The organism is Arthrobacter sp. MYb221 (assembly GCF_002979835.1).
In the GTDB taxonomy this organism is placed as follows: domain Bacteria; phylum Actinomycetota; class Actinomycetes; order Actinomycetales; family Micrococcaceae; genus Glutamicibacter.
On the sequence record NZ_PCPW01000002.1, the window covers coordinates 1 to 17768 of the forward strand.

General features: G+C 64.8%; 15 protein-coding genes and 1 pseudogene. 2 read left to right on the forward strand and 14 right to left on the reverse strand.

Annotated elements, in window-relative coordinates:
* Positions 1-1755 (forward strand): annotated as a pseudogene (locus tag CQ015_RS02260) (hypothetical protein); the annotation flags it as partial.
* A gap of 129 nt (positions 1756-1884) precedes the next feature.
* Here the strand turns inward: CQ015_RS02260 and CQ015_RS02265 are convergent.
* From CQ015_RS02265 to CQ015_RS02295, 7 genes are all read right to left on the reverse strand, one after another.
* Positions 1885-2649 carry a regulatory protein RecX gene (locus CQ015_RS02265; RefSeq protein WP_146114005.1) on the reverse strand — a complete coding sequence of 255 codons (765 nt, stop codon included), beginning with the start codon at positions 2647-2649 and terminating at the stop codon, positions 1885-1887.
* A 98-nt stretch (positions 2650-2747) separates the two neighbouring features.
* Positions 2748-3791 (reverse strand): recombinase RecA, encoded by a 1044-nt coding sequence (recA, locus tag CQ015_RS02270; protein ID WP_105554688.1) that lies wholly within the window; start codon positions 3789-3791, stop codon positions 2748-2750.
* A 235-nt stretch (positions 3792-4026) separates the two neighbouring features.
* Positions 4027-4251: a DUF3046 domain-containing protein gene (locus CQ015_RS02275; protein ID WP_096288099.1), complete on the reverse strand. Its 225-nt coding sequence runs from the start codon at positions 4249-4251 to the stop codon at positions 4027-4029.
* A gap of 76 nt (positions 4252-4327) precedes the next feature.
* Positions 4328-4750, reverse strand: coding sequence for a helix-turn-helix domain-containing protein (locus tag CQ015_RS02280; protein ID WP_105554689.1), 423 nt, complete (start codon positions 4748-4750; stop codon positions 4328-4330).
* Positions 4751-4948: 198 nt separating this feature from the next.
* Positions 4949-5431, reverse strand: coding sequence for a CinA family protein (locus CQ015_RS02285; protein WP_105554690.1), 483 nt, complete (start codon positions 5429-5431; stop codon positions 4949-4951).
* Between the two features lie 15 nt (positions 5432-5446).
* Positions 5447-6058 carry a CDP-diacylglycerol--glycerol-3-phosphate 3-phosphatidyltransferase gene (pgsA, locus tag CQ015_RS02290; protein WP_105554691.1) on the reverse strand — a complete coding sequence of 204 codons (612 nt, stop codon included), beginning with the start codon at positions 6056-6058 and terminating at the stop codon, positions 5447-5449.
* Between the two features lie 4 nt (positions 6059-6062).
* Entirely contained in the window at positions 6063-8978 is a 2916-nt protein-coding gene (locus CQ015_RS02295) for a DNA translocase FtsK (RefSeq protein ID WP_105569979.1), read from the reverse strand.
* 139 nt (positions 8979-9117) lie between these two features.
* Here CQ015_RS02295 and CQ015_RS02300 point away from each other — a divergent pair, with 139 nt between their 5' ends.
* Positions 9118-10188, forward strand: coding sequence for a ribonuclease HI (locus CQ015_RS02300; protein WP_105649278.1), 1071 nt, complete (start codon positions 9118-9120; stop codon positions 10186-10188).
* 54 nt (positions 10189-10242) lie between these two features.
* Here CQ015_RS02300 and CQ015_RS02305 read toward each other — a convergent pair whose 3' ends face one another.
* The 7 genes from CQ015_RS02305 to CQ015_RS02335 are packed head-to-tail and all read right to left on the reverse strand — an operon-like array spanning position 10243 to position 17510.
* Positions 10243-11037 carry an ABC transporter ATP-binding protein gene (locus CQ015_RS02305; RefSeq protein ID WP_105649279.1) on the reverse strand — a complete coding sequence of 265 codons (795 nt, stop codon included), beginning with the start codon at positions 11035-11037 and terminating at the stop codon, positions 10243-10245.
* Positions 11038-11065: 28 nt separating this feature from the next.
* Positions 11066-12190 (reverse strand): iron ABC transporter permease, encoded by a 1125-nt coding sequence (locus tag CQ015_RS02310; protein ID WP_105554695.1) that lies wholly within the window; start codon positions 12188-12190, stop codon positions 11066-11068.
* Positions 12187-13434, reverse strand: coding sequence for an MFS transporter (locus CQ015_RS02315; RefSeq protein WP_105649280.1), 1248 nt, complete (start codon positions 13432-13434; stop codon positions 12187-12189). The genes CQ015_RS02310 and CQ015_RS02315 overlap by 4 nt, the downstream gene beginning before the upstream one ends.
* On the reverse strand, positions 13431-14726 hold the full coding sequence (locus CQ015_RS02320) for an opine metallophore biosynthesis dehydrogenase (RefSeq protein WP_105649281.1): 1296 nt from the start codon (positions 14724-14726) through the stop codon (positions 13431-13433). Before CQ015_RS02320 ends, CQ015_RS02315 begins: the two co-directional genes overlap by 4 nt.
* Positions 14727-14729: 3 nt before the next feature.
* A complete protein-coding gene (locus CQ015_RS02325; protein ID WP_258137628.1) occupies positions 14730-15575 on the reverse strand; it encodes a class I SAM-dependent methyltransferase in 846 nt (281 codons plus the stop codon).
* Positions 15568-16491 (reverse strand): diaminopimelate epimerase, encoded by a 924-nt coding sequence (locus CQ015_RS02330; RefSeq protein ID WP_105649282.1) that lies wholly within the window; start codon positions 16489-16491, stop codon positions 15568-15570. Before CQ015_RS02330 ends, CQ015_RS02325 begins: the two co-directional genes overlap by 8 nt.
* Positions 16488-17510, reverse strand: a complete 1023-nt coding sequence (locus tag CQ015_RS02335; RefSeq protein WP_105569985.1) for an ABC transporter substrate-binding protein — start codon at positions 17508-17510, stop codon at positions 16488-16490. Before CQ015_RS02335 ends, CQ015_RS02330 begins: the two co-directional genes overlap by 4 nt.
* Positions 17511-17768 lie beyond the last annotated feature (258 nt).

Here is a 17768-nt window from a genome sequence, read left to right on the forward strand (position 1 = left end):
ACTTCGGCAGGATACTTCTTGGGCATGGTTTCTATCTTTCTCTCGAAAGACAGCGGCATCAAATCAGGGACGGTTCAAGGTCAAACGCTAGATAAATGTGTTGTTGATTTGGCTGGTGGAACATTTGCAGACGGTCAACTATATGTTGGACTCAGCCGTTGCACGAACCTAGAAGGATTGGTTCTCACTCAGCCGATTCAGCCCAAGGATCTCAAAGTAAATCAACGTATTCGTCGCTACTTGCGGTCTAAGGGGACAGAAATCCACTCCACGGGCACGGCATACGTTGGAGTTTGCACAGTTGGCGAGCCTTCACGACTATCTAGACCTAGACCGGTTGAAATAGCGATTATTACTGATGCCGGAGAAGAAATAAGTACACTCATCAACCCTGAACGCGATTTGGGGACCGCTTGGACAGATTATGACATCGCCGCTTCAGAAATACTGCTGGCACCCAGACTTCATGAAGCGTGGAATGCCCTATCGCCCTTCCTCGCGGGTAGAACCCCCGTTGGTTTCAATATCGACTCAACCCTGTACGACATCGATTATGAACTCAAACGTGGGGGTCATCTGGCAGAGATTCCACTGGGCAATGACGCGCAAGATCTGCGTAAGACTCAACTTCTTCAGGAATTTTATGGGCGAACCGCGATAGGCCAAGCACGTGCCGCAAGAGATTCAGACCTACAGAATACGCATAGGACCTCTCATGACGTATTCCCTGATTCAACGGGAGAGCCGGGCTATTTAATGCCACGGGCAGGTTCTTCCGAAGTTGTCGAATTCCTTGTCGCAAGCGACGAACAACTTGAATACTCGTTGGCTAATTTTTTAGCGAGTAAAGCTACGGTTGCAGTCCACGAAGCTTCAAGTGCGGCGGTGCTTGCCGGTGTCGACAAAATAGCTGGTAGTGCGTTAATGCAGGACTCACAGAAATTGATGAAACCGATCCATGAAATCGCTGTGGCTGGCGCTGGCATCTGCTTTACCGGCAGCGCCAGAGACTTACAGGGTAAGCCAATCTCAAGGACTGCACTAGAGGATATCGCCGTTGCACATGGAATGGTGCCGCAAGCAAATGTAACGAAGTCGAAATGTCGAATGCTCGTGTCAGCTGAAACAGGAACTCAATCTGGAAAGGCCAAGAGCGCGCAAAAATTCGGTATCCCAATTTTTTCCGTTGATCAATATCTGCATCATGTCTCCGGGACAATGAGCGAATCCACGGACGGAGCAGTAGAATCGCGGACTGTTCGGATCCGTCCCGTACCTGTCCCCATGCGTCAGCAAACAGATTGTGCTCCCGAATTCCACGATGACCCTGACATCGTCACGGAAATTGAGCAAAACTCCTTGCACGAAAGCGCTGCAGTGTTTGCTTCCCATACGACGCCTCTGGTCGATAATTTTCAAGGATCGACAATACGTTCCACCGGCTTGGATTCAGATCAGGCTAACTACGACAGGGCTCGCGCTGAGTCAGCGCAGAAGCAGCCCTACTCGATGACAGCCGCCAGGACTCCAATGTTGAAAAAGTCCAAATGCTTTCACTTAGTCATGCTCTCGCTCACGCTCGGCCTTCTCATTATTCTTCCGCTGTGCTTCGCCGGATTTGCCGTGGCTTTTCCAAAAGCAGACTCAATATTATTCGCGTCATTCGGCGTCTCCGCCCTTGCCGGCGTTGTCAGCCTCATATTTTGGATTGTGGTGTCAATCAATCGGATGCTGAAAAGGAACCATCAGCAATGAGATAGCTTCACCGAATTTCGCCGACTAAATGCAGCAAGGCTAGGGATTAGATAACCACGCTATGGTCGTTGTTCGGTATTCAAGATTGCCATGGACTAAGTCCATGGCTGATAAACGTGAACCCGCGAACTACTTCTCGCCGTAGCGCTCTTCCCATTCTTCGCGCGCCACCTTGAAGGCCATCGAGCCGTGATAGCCCTTGCGCCCGAGCATTCCCACCAGCCGGCGCAGCGCCTTGTCGCGGTCCAGGCCCATGGAGGCCGGGCGTAGTTTGGCGCGCACCAGTTCGCGGGCGCGCGCTTCCTCGGTTTCGTCGTCGATCTGCTCCAGCGCTTCGGCGGCGACCTCGTCTTCGATGCCTTTGCTGCGCAGCTCGTGGCGGATGGCGCCTCGGGCGAGGCCGCGGGAACGGGCCCGGGCGACGACCCAGGATTTCGCGAAGCGCTCGTCATCGACCAGGTTCAGTTCGGCATAGCGTTCGAGGACCTCGTCGGCGATGTCTTCGGGGCATTCCTTTTCCAGCAGCTTGTCTTTGAGCTGTTTGCTGGTTTTGTCGCTCGCGGTGAGCTGCCGCAAGATGATGCCTCGGGCCTTTTCCTGCCACTGGTCATCGCTGAGCTCTTCCGGTTCGCCCGATGCGCGTGCTGCACGGCGTTCGGCTCTGGCCTGCCGGCGTTCTTTTTTGCTAGGGCTTTCGGCTGCCGGGGCGTTATTGGCAAGGATGCTGTCCATCGCGGCGCGAAGCTCATCGACGGTTTGCGGTTTCGCCGGTTCGGCGGTGCCCTGCAGTATTTGCGTTCGCTGGCTGGACTTGGCGGGGCGTGCGGCGCGCTTGGGCGCAGGTTCTTTTAGCTCTTCCAGCTCTTGCTCGGTGGGCTTGGCCCAATCCGGCATTTGGTCGAAGTCGCCCTGAAACTGCGCGGAGACGGACGTAGCGTCCGACCCGGATCTCGATCCGGGTCGGACGCTACGTTTCTGAAAGCCTGAGGCCACTACTTATCGCCCTCGACGATTCGCAGGTCGGCCTCTCCTTCTTCTCCGGTGTCAAGGATGCCCAGCTTGGTCAGGATCTGGCGTTCCAGCTCGTTGGCCAGATCTGGGTTGTCACGCAGGAAGCGGCGTGCGTTTTCCTTGCCCTGGCCCAGCTGGTCACCGTCGTAGGTGAACCAGGCACCGGACTTCTTGACCATGCCGTGCTCGACGCCCATATCGATCAGGCTGCCCTCGCGGGAAATGCCATGGCCATAGAGGATGTCGAATTCGGCCTGCTTGAAGGGTGGGGCCATCTTGTTCTTGACGACCTTGCAACGGGTACGGTTGCCGACGGCGTTGGTGCCCTCCTTGAGGGTTTCAATGCGGCGGATGTCGATGCGCACCGAGGCGTAAAATTTCAGCGCCTTGCCACCGGTGGTGGTTTCCGGGCTGCCGAAGAAGACGCCGATCTTTTCACGCAGCTGGTTGATGAAGATCGCGGTGGTCTTCGAGTTTGAGAGGCGACCGGTGATCTTACGCAGCGCCTGCGACATCAAACGTGCCTGCAGGCCCACGTGGCTATCGCCCATTTCGCCTTCGATTTCGGCGCGTGGAACCAAGGCCGCCACGGAGTCGATCACGATGATGTCCAGCGCGCCGGAGCCCACCAGCATATCCATGATTTCCAGGGCCTGCTCACCGGTGTCCGGCTGGGAAACCAGCAACGCATCGGTGTCCACGCCAAGCTTCTTGGCATATTCAGGGTCCAGTGCGTGCTCGGCGTCGATGAAGGCCGCCACGCCGCCGCCGCGCTGAGCGCTGGCTACCGCGTGCAGTGCGAGGGTGGTCTTACCCGAGGATTCCGGGCCGTAGATCTCTACGACACGGCCACGAGGCAGTCCGCCTATGCCCAGCGCGACGTCCAATGCCACCGAACCGGTGGGGATGACCTCAACGGCGGCGCGGGTGGTGTCACCCAGACGCATGAGCGAGCCCTTGCCGAAAGCCTTGTCGATTTGGCCCAGAACGGACTCGAGAGCCTTTTCCCGATCATTACTTGCCATGGTTCACCTTTGGTCATGCAGGCCATCGCGCGACCTGCCAATCAATCTTTGTACTGTATCTAGACAGTATGAGCGCCAACCGACACTTTAGACCGCTTGGGCCCGAGGTGTGGACAAACTCTTCGTGCTGTTGTTTCTAGAATAACCCAATCCGAACAGATGTTCGAAATTGCGGCGCGGTGTTTCGAATATTTCGTTTCTTCGAAGACGCCGGGGGCGCCTTCGCCGCGTGCGGCTAGGCTTCCTTGGGCTCGATGTCCATGCCGAGCCAGCGCTCGGGCGGGACATCTTGCGCGCGGCAGATCGCTTCCCACACCTGCTTGGGCTTGATTCCCTTGCGTAGCGCCTGGGTGGCGTTGAGGCTGCCCAGCTCCGTCAGCGCGAGCGAGTCGGCCAGCATGTGCGAGTAGCCCGAACCAAATTCATGATCCATGTTCCGCCAGAATTCACTGTTTTTCACGAGTTGTATTCTTCCATGCATAACACGAGGGCCCTCGCATTTGCGAAGGCCCTCGGGTCGAAAACTTAGGTCGGGGTTAAACCGATGCCAGAGGTTTGCCGTTGCGTCCATCGACGTCCATGGCGAACTCGTTGGTCAGATCCAGCGGAACGGTGTCCGGGATGACCACGCCTTCGGCCAAGGCGATGCGATCGGACACTTCACGGAGCATCAACGACAGCGGCACCTCCAACGCGGTGCAGATCGAGGAGAGCAGCTCGGAGGATGCCTCCTTCTGTCCACGCTCGACCTCGGATAGGTATCCAAGCGAAACGCGGGCGCTATGGGAAACCTCGCGCAGGGTTCGGCCCTGGCGCTGGCGAACATCGCGAAGGACGTCACCGATTTCATGTCGGAGTACTACCATTTTGTGTTCCTCCTTCTCGGGCTGGACCGAATGGGCGTCTCCCATATCGCGCCAACGGACGACACCATTGACAGTTACGGGTTGCTTCACCATGTGTATAGCCTCTACTCCTAGGTCCTTCTCGAAAGATGCTTCTTATCCGAAGAGCCAGACCTTGCGGCCCTTCAATTCGTACAACATCAAGTTATACGCTTTTGTTCCCGACACCTTACCCTAATCACAAATATGCGACATACGCCACATTTAGACGGATTATTGTGAAGATCAAGGGGAATAATAGTATCTCGCCTCTTACTGTGAAGAAGCTTTATCCAAAATGGCAGCTAGCTGATTGATTGCAGCTTGCGCGCTTCGTTCGCGAATCTGCGCCCGGTCCCCGACGAAGTGGTGGGCCACGAATCCGGAGTCCTCGCCGTGCGCCCAGCCGATGAAGACCGTGCCTACGGGTTTGCCGTCATGGGCCTGCGGCCCGGCGACACCGGTGGCCGAAACCGCCAGGTCCGCCGCGCAGGCGCGCTGGGCCCCGACCGCCATCTGCCGGGCGACTTCGCCATCCACCGAACCGACCTCGCTCAGCAGCTGGGTATCCACGCCGAGCAGCTCGGCCTTCACCTGCGTGGAGTAGCTGATCACTCCCCCGCGCAGCACGGCCGACGCCCCGGAGATCTCGGCCAGGGTGGCGGCGATCAGCCCCGCGGTCAGCGATTCGGCCGTGGCAAGTTGCTTGCCTTGGGCGATCGCCGCGGCGATCACCGCGGCGCCGTGGTGTTCCATGAATTTGAACCTTTGCTAGTTGGCCTTGGCGGCGGCGCGCAGCTTGGCGGCCTTCCACAGGTATTCCAGCCCGGTGAGCACGGTGACCGCGACGGTGGCCAGCATCAGCACCCAGGCGGTGGTGTGCAGCCAGGAGATGGTGTGGGTGAACGGCAGCAGGTAGAGGCCGATGACTACCGCCTGCATCACGGTTTTGACCTTGCCGCCCATATTCGCGGCGATCACCCCGTAGCGGATGACCACCAGGCGCAATAGGGTGATGCCCCATTCGCGGACCAGGATCACGATGGTGACCCACCACGGCAGCTCGGTGAGGATGGAGAGCACCACCAGCGCGGAGCCGGTGAGCAGCTTGTCCGCGATGGGGTCCGCGATCTTGCCGAAGTTGGTGACCAGCCCGCGGCTGCGGGCCAGGTCCCCGTCGAGCTTGTCGGTGTACATGGCCACCACGAACAGCCCCAGCGCCACCCAGCGCCAGAGCCCCTGCTCCCGGTCGTCGGCCAGCAGGGCCCAGACGAAGAAGGGCACCATCAGGATGCGGATGCTGGTCAGCACGTTGGCGATATTCAGGTTCGGGACCGGGGCGTGCGCCGGTGAGTCCTCCGGCTGCGGGGCGTGCGCGCTCATGGCTTTAGTTTCTTCCTGTCAGGTCCCAGGCGTCCTCGCCCGGTTCGTCGGCTTCGTCGTAGTACTCGGTGGCCGTCTCGCGCTTGGCGAGGTCTTCGGCGACCAGGTCCACCGGCTCGGCGTGGTTCACGTTGGCCTCGTCGACCAGGGCCTGCTCGGCGGCGCTGGCCTGGTGGGCGGCGCCGTCATCCCCGCGCATGGCGGCCAGCACCATCGGCAGGTCATCTGGCTGGATCAGCACATCGCGGGCCTTGGAGCCCTCCGAGGGGCCGACCACTCCGCGCGATTCCATCAGGTCCATCAGCCGTCCGGCCTTGGCGAAGCCGACGCGCAGCTTGCGCTGCAGCATCGAGGTGGAGCCGAACTGGCTGGTGACCACCAGCTCGGTGGCCGCCAGCAAGAGCTCCAGATCGTCGCCGATGTCCTCGTCGATCTGCTTCTTCTTCTCGGCCACCGGGGTGACGTCGTCGCGGTATTCGGGCGTCAGCTGCCCCTTCACGTGGGTGACCACGCGCTGGATCTCGGATTCGGTGACCCAGGCGCCCTGCACGCGCATCGGCTTGGAGGTGCCCATGGGCAGGAAGAGCGCGTCGCCCTGGCCCAGCAGCTTCTCCGCTCCGGGCTGGTCCAGGACCACGCGGGAGTCGGTGACCGAGGAGGTGGCGAAGGCCATGCGCGAGGGCACGTTGGCCTTGATCAACCCGGTGACCACGTCCACGGACGGGCGCTGGGTGGCCAGGACCAGGTGGATGCCGGCGGCGCGGGCCAGCTGGGTGATGCGCACAATCGAGTCCTCGACGTCGCGCGGGGCGACCATCATCAAATCGGCGAGCTCGTCGACGATCACCAAGAGGTACGGGTAGGGCTTCATCACGCGCTTGGAGCCCTCGGGCGGGATCACCTTGCCGGCGCGCACGCCCTTGTTGAAGTCGTCGATGTGCTTGTAGCCGAAGTTCGCCAGGTCGTCGTAGCGGGTGTCCATTTCGCGGACCACCCACTGCAGCGCCTCGGCGGCCTTCTTCGGGTTGGTGATGATCGGGGTGATCAGGTGCGGCACGCCCTCATAGGCGGTGAGCTCCACCCGCTTGGGGTCGACCATCACCATGCGCACCTCATCCGGGGTGGAGCGCATCAGGATGGAGGTGATCATCGAGTTCACGAAGGAGGACTTGCCGGCGCCGGTAGCACCGGCGACCAACAGGTGCGGCATCTTGGCCAGGTTCGCCACGACGAAGCCGCCCTCGACGTCCTTGCCCACGCCCATCACCATCGGGTGCTCGGTCTTGCGCGCGTTATTCGAGCGCAGCACATCGCCCAGGGCGACGATTTCCTTATCGGTGTTCGGGATCTCGATGCCGATGGCGGACTTGCCGGGGATCGGCGAAAGGATGCGCACATCCGAGGAGGCCACCGCGTAGGAGATGTTCTTGGACAGCGCGGTGACCTTTTCCACCTTGGTGCCCGGGGACAGCTCGATCTCGTAGCGGGTCACCGTGGGACCGCGGGAGAAGCCGGTGACGTGGGCCTCCACCTTGAACTGCTGCAGCGTATTGGTCAGCGCCGCGACGATGGCCTCGTTGGCCTCGGAGGCTTCCTTGGCCGGCGGGCCGGCGGGCAGGAAGTCGTCCTGCGGCAGCGTGTAGGTGACATCTCCGGAAAGCTGGAGCTGTTCGGTGCGCTGCGGGATGGGGGCCAGCGCCGGGGCCGGGCGGGTGTGGTTGACCGCGACGGTCGGGATCGCGTCGGTCTCCGGTTCCGGCTCGGCATTGCCCAGGCCCACCTGGTCCATGATCGCGGCCATCTCGGTCTCGGCCTTGGTGGGGCGCTTGACTCCGGGCGGCGGTCCGGCGGGCGCCGCCGGCTTGGCCTCGGCGGCGGGCCGGGAGATCGCCTCGGTGGCGGTGGAATCCGCGTCATAGACGTCGGTGACCGGCAGCGCGTTGGTGGCCGGTTCGTTCGGTTCGATCACCGCCTTGTCGTAGGCGACGTCGCCGGTGCGCTCGTCGCCGGTCTCGCCGTCCACGTTGTAGACCTCGGAGACGCGCTTGGCCTCGGCCCGGCGTTCGAAGAAGTTCTTCTTCTTGGGTTTCGGAGCCGGCGCTTCCTGCTCCGCGTCCGCGTAGAGGTAGGACTGGTCGTGCGACTCGGAGTTCGGATCGAGCACCGGGGCCTGCGCCACGGTCGGCGCGCTGCGCTCGCGGTGCGGATCCTGGCCGAGCAGCCGGTTATAGCCGATGCGCACCCGCGAAGCGATCTGCAGCGGCGGGGTGGCGGTGACGACCAGCAGCGAGAGCACGAGGAAGAAGATGTGCACGGCCATCGCGCCGGGAACCGAGATCAGCAGGCCCAGCGGGGTGCCCAGGATCGAGCCGACCATTCCGCCGGCGGCCCAGAGCGCCGCGAAGTCGTCGGTGACCGCGGGCGAACCATTGGCCAGGGCGGCCAGGGAGGATCCGGCCATGGTCATCATGAACAGCCCGATGCCGATCCGGTTATTGGCCGAATCCGCTTCCGGGTGGCGGAAGAGGCGGAAGGCGCCGATGACCAAAACCACCGGCAGCAGCACCGCCATGAACCCCAGCGAGCCGCCGGCCACCGAGTGCACGCCGCGGCCGAACCAGCCCACGTCGCGCAGCCCCCACCATTCGACGATGGCGACGGTGATCGCGATCAGCGTCAGGAACAGCCCGGTTCCGTCGCGGCGCAGCTCGAAGTCGGGCCGGACGGTGGCGCCGATCCGGCGGAAGGCGCCGCCGAAGATCCGGGCGATGCCCATCCACATGCTGCGAATTGCGCGCAGCGGAAGAGCGAGATCCTGTTCCGGGTTCTCGGGAGTTTTTTTGGCAGGCGAAGCGCCCGACGTCCGCGGTTTGCGCGTCGTCGGCTTCTTCGCCCCCTGCGACTGGGTGCGTGAGGCCATAGTTCTAGGGTATCTCCACCTACCGGATACCGGCCGAATTTACACGTCTCGACGGGGTTTGGCGCCAGCTAGATACTCATCACGTGGAATTGCTCCGGGGTCGAACCTAAATGTCGGTGGGCACCGAGATACTTTGTTCATGGCTGATCTTGTTGAGAGCAAGCAATCCACGGCACTGCTTGAACGACGCCCGCGTGCCGCCTCGATTCCGTGCGTGCCGACATCGGACCATCTCGCGTCGGCATTCCATGCGGCTTTTATTGCGTGGACGACGCCCGAAATCGCCGGCAGCGCAGAGCATATCTACTGGATGATCGCCATTCGCGACGAGCATCAGCGCGTGTCCACGCATCAGGGGCAGTCCAGTTCGCCACGGCCATTGGTCGAAATCATCGAGCACTTCGAACAGCTGCTAGCGCAGCACAAATCCAGTACCTGGGTTTCGATCCCGAAGAGGCATTGGTACCTGCCCAGATATCTCCAAGAGGCCGGATTCGCAGTGACGCGAGGACTGAACGACGTGAATCAAGCATCCGGCGTGGTGCATCGGGAAGTGGAGCTCGCGAAGCAGCTTCAGACCAGCGCCGCGCTCCAGGCAGGAAGCGTCTTGGATATGCCGATGGCCATTCCGCCTCGGGGACACCATCCCCAACACGATCCGGCGCCTCAGCAGTGGCAACCGGAGTATTGGGATCTCGCTTCACAAACGCCATCGCGCATCGCCCTGGCGGTCGATGCCTCAACCGATCCCACCGGCGCTTGTGCGGTCGCACTGCTCAGCGAACACGGGGACGCGATCCTCTACGCCGGGGAATCCTTCGACACGATCAGCATGCTCGAATTTGCTGCGCTGGTCGTGGCGCTGGAATACCTCGCCGCCACCGGACCGGCCAGCGCAACGATCCATACTGATTCTGCCGATGCCTATCGTGTAGCCCAGGCGCTGGCCCTTGATGGCCGGTGCGCGACCGGCTATTGCGGCATCAGCGAGGACTCCAAGCACCGGTTCCTGCAGGCATGGAACTCCACCGAATCGCAGGTTGCCTTTGAACTGGTCAAAGGGCACAGCGGAGAAAAGCTGAATGAAGGAGCGGATCAACTGGCGTGGGCCGGTCGGGCGGCTTCAAAACGTCCGCGCGAACAGGTCGAAGCAGCGCTGATGTCCCGGATTGCAGAGATTCGCCAAGCATTCGCCAGCCCTCGGGACTGAGCCGGAAGTTGCCTACCTGCCTCGGGGCTGGAACCGGCGGATTCCGCCGCGGTGCTAGCGCACCGCCGCCGGGGACTGCGGCTCGGAATGCTCATCGGCCATGCTGAAGACCAGCTGCAGGGCGCCGCGCACGGAAAACGGTTCAACGTGGATCCCGTACACCCGCAGCAGCAGCTCGGGGGTGAGCACCTCCTCGGGAGTGCCGCTGGCCACTGCCTGGCCGTTTTCGAGCATAACCAGCTTGGTGCAATAGCGGGCGGCCAGGTTCAGGTCGTGCAGCACGACCACGGTGGTGACCCCCAGCTGCCCGACCATGCGCAGCAGCTCATGCTGGTAGCGGATGTCCAGGTGATTGGTCGGCTCGTCCAGCAGCAGGTGGTCCGCCTGCTGGGCCAGCGTGCGGGCCACCAGCACGCGCTGCTTTTCCCCGCCCGAGAGCGTGGCGTAGCGGCGGTCGGCCAGATCCCGTGCCCCGACCCGGCTCAGCGCCGCGGCCACCGCCTGGTGGTCCTCGCGGGTGAAGGCCGCCAACGCCTTGCGGTGCGGGGCGCGGCCGAGCAGCACCATGTCGGCGACGGTCACCGGCAGGTCGGTAGGCGTCTCCTGCGCGACCACGGCCACCCGGCGGGCCAGCTCGGTGCCGTGCAGCTCCTCGAGGGGCTGCGCGTCCAGGGTGACCAGCCCGGCGCGCGGGCGCAGCGCCGCATACAGGGTGCGCAGGAAGGTAGACTTGCCGCTGCCGTTCGGGCCGATCAGCCCGACGACCTCGCCTTGCCCGGCATGCAGGCCGACGGATTTCACTACCAGTTTGCCGCCGTAGCCCACGGATACATCGGTGGCTGTGATCATGCTTTATGCCCCTTCGGGTGATTGGTTGTCATTGGGTCGGGTTCAGCTTGCGCACCAGCACGAAGAGCAGCGGGGCGCCAAGCAGGGCGGTGACGATGCCCAGCGGCAGCTCCTGCGGGGCCATGGAAGTGCGGGCGAGCACGTCGGCCCAGACCAGGAAGATCGCGCCGAGCAGGGCGGCCACAGGAAGCAGCTTGCGGTGCGTGGAGCCCACGCACAGCCGGGCGATATGCGGGATGATCAGCCCGACGAATCCGATGCCGCCGGAGGCCGCGACCAGCGCGCCCACGCACAGCGCGGTCACCACCATCACCGCCGCGCGCAGCTTCGCCGGGGAGATCCCCAGCGTCTGCGCGGTGGAATCGCCGATGGCCAGCGCATCCAGCGGGCGGGACCAGAGCAGCAGCAGCACCAAGGTGCCCAGCACCACCGCCCAGGTGAGCAGCGCGGACTGGACGGTGGCCTGGCCCAGCGAGCCGAGCGTCCAGAAGAGCACCGAGCGGCCCGCATTCGGGTCATCGGAGGCGAAGATCAGCAGCGAGGTCAGCGCGTGCAGCACGTAGCCCACGGACACCCCGGCGAGCACCAGCCGGGTGGAGGTCATCTGCGAGCCGACCCGGGCCAGCAGGAATACCGCAATCCCGGCGGCCAGCGCCCCAGCGAAGGCGCTGCCGGCCAGCGAAGCCGAGCCGATGCCGGCCGCGCTCCCGAAGAGGATCGAGGCCGCCGACAGCGTGGACGCCCCGGAAGTCACCCCCAGCAGGTAGGGTTCGGCCAGGATATTTCGGGTCAAGGCCTGCAGGGCCACCCCGGCCAGCGCAAGCCCGGCGCCGACGGCCGCGCCCAGCAGCACGCGGGGCCCGCGCAGCAGCAGCACGATGGATTCCTCGGAGTCGGTCCAGGCGCCTATCATTTGGCCGCCGGTCAGATGCTGGCGCAGGATCTGGATCACGGTGCCCGCCTCGATGGCCACCGGCCCAAGGCCCACGGCCACCGGCAGGGTAATCAGCAGCGCGCCGAGCAGCCCGGCGATCCACAGCCAGGTGTGCCGGGTGCGTTTGCCGTGCTCCAGGTCGTCTCCGGTGAACACCAGCGGCGCCGCCGGTGGTGTTGCGCCGCGCGGTTCGCCCAGCGCGGGATCCAGTTGGGTCATGGCTGCCTTTCCATCGATTCGTCATTCGTTGCGGTGCACAGCGTCAGCGCGGCAATCAGGGCAAGCAGGGTGAACCCGCCGAGCACTGCGGCCGCGGCCAGATACCCCGCCGTACCCAGCGCCGCCCCGGCGGCGCCCGCGCCGAGGAACAAGCCCAGGGACATGCCGGCGGCGTTCAGGCTCAGCGCGGTGCCACGCACTTCGGCGCAGCGGCGCACCAGCAGGGTCATCACCGCGGCGGAGACCACCGCGTGGCTGGCCGAGAGCACCGAGGTGCACAGCATCGCCAGCGGCAGCACCGGGGAAAGGTACACCCCGAGCAGGGCCAGCAGCGCCGCGGCCAAGGCGATGCCCATCACCGCCCGGGTGCGCCGCTCGGAGTCCTCGGCGTTCAGCATCCGTCCGGCCAGCAGATGCCCGAGGAAAAAGGATCCTCCGCTGAGCGACCAGACAAAGGCGAACCAGCCGGTGGATAGCTGGAATTTGTCTGCATACAGCGGGGCGAGGAAGGCCAGGTGCCCCATGAGCGCGCCGGCCCGCCCGAAGGAGACCAGCAGCAGGGCGCGTGCCCCGGGGATGGCGGCCAACGAGCGGAAGGCGGCCAGGTAGCCCAGCCGCGGGGCCGGTTGGGCCGGTTGCCCCGCCCCGGATTCCATCCGGCCGTAGCGCAGCAGTGCGGGCACCAGCGCAAAGGAGGCGATGGCGATGGCCACGAGGTTCCCCTGCCAGCCCCACCACAGCGCCGGCAGCACCAGCAGCGGTGCGCCCACCGTGGAGGCCAGGGTCTGGGCGGTCATCACCAGGGTGGCGGCGCGGCCCGCGGTGGGAGTATTCCCGAAGCGGTCCGCCGCGGCGGTGGACAGCGCCGGGTAGAGCAGCGCGTTGGATATGCCGGTGACCAGGCAGAAGGCGGCCAGCGCGGCGAGCCCGGAAAAGGTCCCGAGCACCGCGGCGATCCCCAGCAGCGCCAGCGCGGCGGCGGCCACCCGTCCCGGGGCGATGCGCCCGATCAGCGGGGCCAGCGCAACGCCGGTGAGCACCGCGCCGACGCCGGCCAGCCCGCGCAGCGAGCCGACCTCGGCATAGCCGGCCCCGGCCCAGTCGGCGATCGGCACGAGGAAGGTGGAGAGCACGGTGAAGGGCAGCAGGCCCACGGCCGAGGCCAGCAGGGCGGGCCAGATCTCGGCGATGATCTTCCGCTCGCCGGGCAGCTTGCCGGTGGTGTCCAGTTCGGCCCGGCTCATGCGGCGCTTCCGATCCCGGCGCGGATCATGCCCAGTTCTTCGCCGAAGTCCTGCACGGCGAAGGCCGCGGAGCGCGGCTGGGTGCCCAGTGCATGCGCCGCCTGTGTCAGAGCGCTCTCGTAGGCGGCCAGCAGGCGGTCGATCGTCGGGCAGGGCACCGCCAAGTGCCGGGCGAGGCCCTGGATGATCTTGGTGCGGTAGTAGTCTTCCCTCGGCATCCGCGGCACGTCCCAGCGGCCTGCGTCGTTGCGGAAGATCGGCCGAATGGGAATGGCGGAGAAGTCGAAGTAGCGCCCGTGGGCATCCGGTTCGGAGAAGGGGTCCACGAGCAGCGAGGCGTAGCGCACGTAGACGAGGTACTCCTGGTGGATGGCCGGCAGCTGCTCGAATGCCGCCACCTGCTCCGGGTCGATGCTCTGCGGGTGGACCGGGTAGCCGTCCTGGAGCATGAAGGCCAGCAGGTTGACTCCCTTCCCGCCCAGCGCGGCGATGATGGCCGAAAGCTCGCGCCACTGCTGGACCATGGCGTGGATCATGGATGGGGTGACCGGCCCCTCTGGGTAGAGCTTGTAGACGTACTGCGTCGGCGGCTTCGCGGCGAACACGGCGCGCAGCGTGACCTCGTTCATGAACAGCGCCGGATGCACGTACAGCGAAATATTCCGCGCCTCGGCTTCGGCTGGCAGGCCGAGCACCGCCAGCTCGGTGCCCGCCGCCTCATGCACGGCGCGCAGCCGTTCCAGTCCCGGCGAGCTGCCGCGATTCGATGCGGCGTAGATGCGGGCCTTGGCTCCGGCGGTCAACACCGCGGCGCCCGGGTGTCCCTGCGGCCAGCGGGTGTCGCCCAGGTAGCTGGAGAAGCTGATCACCTCCGGGTCCGCGCCCCGGGCGTTGGCGTATTCGCGCACCAGTGACCCGGAGCCCAAGGTGGGCGAGAGCAGGACGATGCGTTCGAACCCGGCCAGCACCTCACCGGCCAGTTGGCGCAGCACCGGGAGGTAGGCATCCGCAGTGACCGCCAGGAGCAGCGTGTCCCATTCCCCGGCCACCGATCCGTACCCGTGGAAGACGTGTTCGATCTCCGCTTCCCCGGCCAGTGCCGCGTGGGCGAGGTTCTGCACCTCGGCGCGCACGGTGCCCGCAGTTGTCTCCAGCGCGGCGAAGAATGCCGCCGCGCGCTGCGATTCGCGGCCCGCAAGGCCCAGGGTCCCGGGGAGCCGCCCGAGCAGCACCGCGCTTTGCACGGCCACCGGACCGGTCCCGGCGATGAGGATATTTCCCAATTCGTCCATCTGCTAAACGTCTTTTCCTATTGAGCGCTGCTTCACGTACAGCGCGATGTCGAATACCTGGTCCGGCTGGCGGATGATGTCGACCAGCCGCCAGAGCGCCGGGTCGACCTGCTGCATCGGGTAGTTGAACAGCGATTTAAGCCCGTCCCCGAAGCGCATGGCCACCACGATGTCCTCGCGGGTCAGCGCATGCATCTGGTGCAACAGTTCGTATTTCACGCCCACCGTGGAGCTGATCACCACGTGGGTGGCCTGCGCGGTGAAGTCCAACTCGTGGAGCGCGCGTTCCTCCAGCCCGATGTCCAGGCCCTCGCCGAGCTGGGCCACGACCCGGCGCCCGAGCGCAATCGACTCAGCGTCGATGTCGATCCCGAGCGCGGACGCGCCGGTGAGCGAGGCGACGTTCAGCAGCGTCATCGGGAAGGATCCCGCGCCGACGAGCAACAGCTTGGAATCCCCGGTCAGCGCGACGGCCCCGAATTCCTTGGCGATGCAGGATTCGATATTGGCAAAGTATCCCTCCGCTCCTACCTGCCCCTCCAGCAGCCGCAGCGCGCGGTACTTCTCGATGACCGCCACGCAGCGCGCCGACTGGCAACGCAGTTGGTCCACCAGCTCATCCGTGCCGGCGGCCGCGGCAAGCTGGGCGAAGGGGGGCACGTTGCCCGGATCGGTGACGAAGCGCGCGTAGTCCGCCAGCAGCTCCTCGAGCTCGCCAGCGTGCCGGGTCGAGCCGTCGTAGCCGTCGGCCGCCGCGCTGAAGTGGCGCAGGAAGCCGCGCAGCGTGGCCAGCATGGCCTGCGCACCGGAGCTCAGCTCCGGGCTTGCGCCAATCGATATTTCAGTCATGGATATATGCCCTCCCCTCGGCCACGATGGCCACGTGTCCGGCGACGCGCAGCCCGGTTACCGTTCCGGAGCCGTAGTCGGCTTCCACGTCCATGCTGCCGCCGGGTTGCCGTACGCTGGCGCAGACCGGAGCGCGGTTCTTCGCGGCCAGGTACGCGCCGAGCGCGGCGGTTCCCGAGCCGCAGCTGCGTTCCCAGAGCAGGCTGCCCAGTGCGGGCACGTTGATCAGCGGGTCCAGCGCCCCGCGCGCCGGATCGTAGAGCATCACCCCGGCAACGGAGACGCCTTCGCTATTGCCCAGCTGCAAAGCCGCCTGTTCGGCGTGCTCGCGCAGCCCCTGGCCGTGGCCGGCGCACTCAATGACAAGGTGCACCGAATCCGCATACCGCACCAGGGCCGTTCCCGAGCGGGCTCCCGGGGACGGGTAGGGTTCGATGCTCAGCGGCAGCGGGCTCTCCAGCTGGCAGCGGTAGCCCGAATCCCGGGGCTCGACTCGGCAGCTCAGCAGCTCCTCGGCGCCCGAGGCTTCTAGAAAGAGTTCAACCCGGCCGGTCTGCCCCTGCCTCGAGGCGTGCAGCGCTGCCAGCGCCATCGCGGCGTTGGCGCAGAATTCGTCCCCTGCCATGTGCAGGCGCAACTGCGCCGCGGAGGATTCCGCCGGCAAGATGAACCCGACCTGTTCGGCATGCAGATGCTCGGCGCGCAACAACTGCTCCGCGATGGTGCGGTACTGCCGGGGCGGATGCTGGCTGGTGACCAGCACGGTGGTGTTGGATGTCGGGCTCAGCTTCGCGAAGTCCACTTCGGTGGTGCCCCTGGCCGCAGTGGAACGCGCGTATCTGCGTGCAGGCAGCGCGGAGGCGTGCCGGCGGCCGGTGTGGCGCGGGGTCCGGCGCAGCTGTGCTGACTGGCTCATGGGGCGGACAACCGGTCCGCGAGCAGCTCCACGCCGTCCACGGCCAGCGGGCCGGGTGAGGAATAGTAGTAGTTCAGCGGCACCACGGCCGCGTCCTCCTCGATGGCAGCGAGGCCATCGAGCTCGGGTCGATCGCGCAGCGCCTGGAGCACCTCCTGGTCGGTTTCCAGTGCCGAGGAACCGGTAGGCAGGTACATCGCGAAGACCTTGTCGGCGGCGCTGGCGATCAGTTCTTCCGTGGAAGGGTCGAAGTAGCGCTTGGGCACATCGCCGAAGGCATTCTCCAGGCCGAGCAGCTCCATCTGCTCCGAGACCAGCGATTCCCCTCCATAGGATCCGAGGCCGCCGGCGCTCGGCACGTATAGGGACAGCGCGCGCTCTCCGCTGCCCTGCTCAACGCGCGCCGCGGCGGCCGCTACACGCTCGCGCATGTCCTCCACCGCATTCTCGGCCGCCTGATCGGTGCCGAACAACTGGCCGTAGGACTGCACGTCACGGTAGATCTGCTCGAATCCGCTCACTCCTCCGGTGGAGCGGTCTTCGAATCCGGCGCAGTAGCCGCTCACGGTCAGCATCTGGACCCCGGCCTCGTCCAGTCGTTCGGCCAGGGAATCCAGATCGACTCCGGCTGCGATATCGGTGCCGATGACCACGTCGACTCCCGAACCAAGGATCATCTCGTAGGAGACGTCGTGCGAGTCCTCCGTGATCCGCTCGGCGTCCTCCACCACGGCCTTGGTGGCCGCGTCGAAAGGCACCTCCAGGCTGCCAGCGTAGTGCGTCAGCTTGTCGCCGGCTCCAGCTGCGGACAGCAGCGCCGGAGCCTCCGAACCGACCGCGAGCACGCTGCGCGGTGCCGCGTCGAACACCACCTCCCGGCCGCAGCTGTCAAGGGTGATGCTGCCGGCGGCCGATTCATTCTGCGCGCTGTTCACGGTTCCGCCGGGGACGGCGCAGGCGGTGGCCACGGCCAGGATGACGGCGGGCATGGCCACCATCCAAGGATTGATTCTTCTCATAGATCATTGCTCCATTCGGTGCGGCCAGGGCGGGGACCTTAGGTCTCTGAGTACGCCTTTTAGCCAACAATCGTAAACACTAATGAGAATCATTCTCAAAAGTCAAAACGATGACGGCCCGCCGTCTCCTTGAACCCACGCCAGCCCCGCTCGCCCGGATAGGCCGCAGCGCACCTCGGAACAAAAATAGATCGCCCGCCGTACCCGGAATTTCCGGGTACGGCGGGCGATCTCCTGGATATCCAGCCTAGAGAGGAT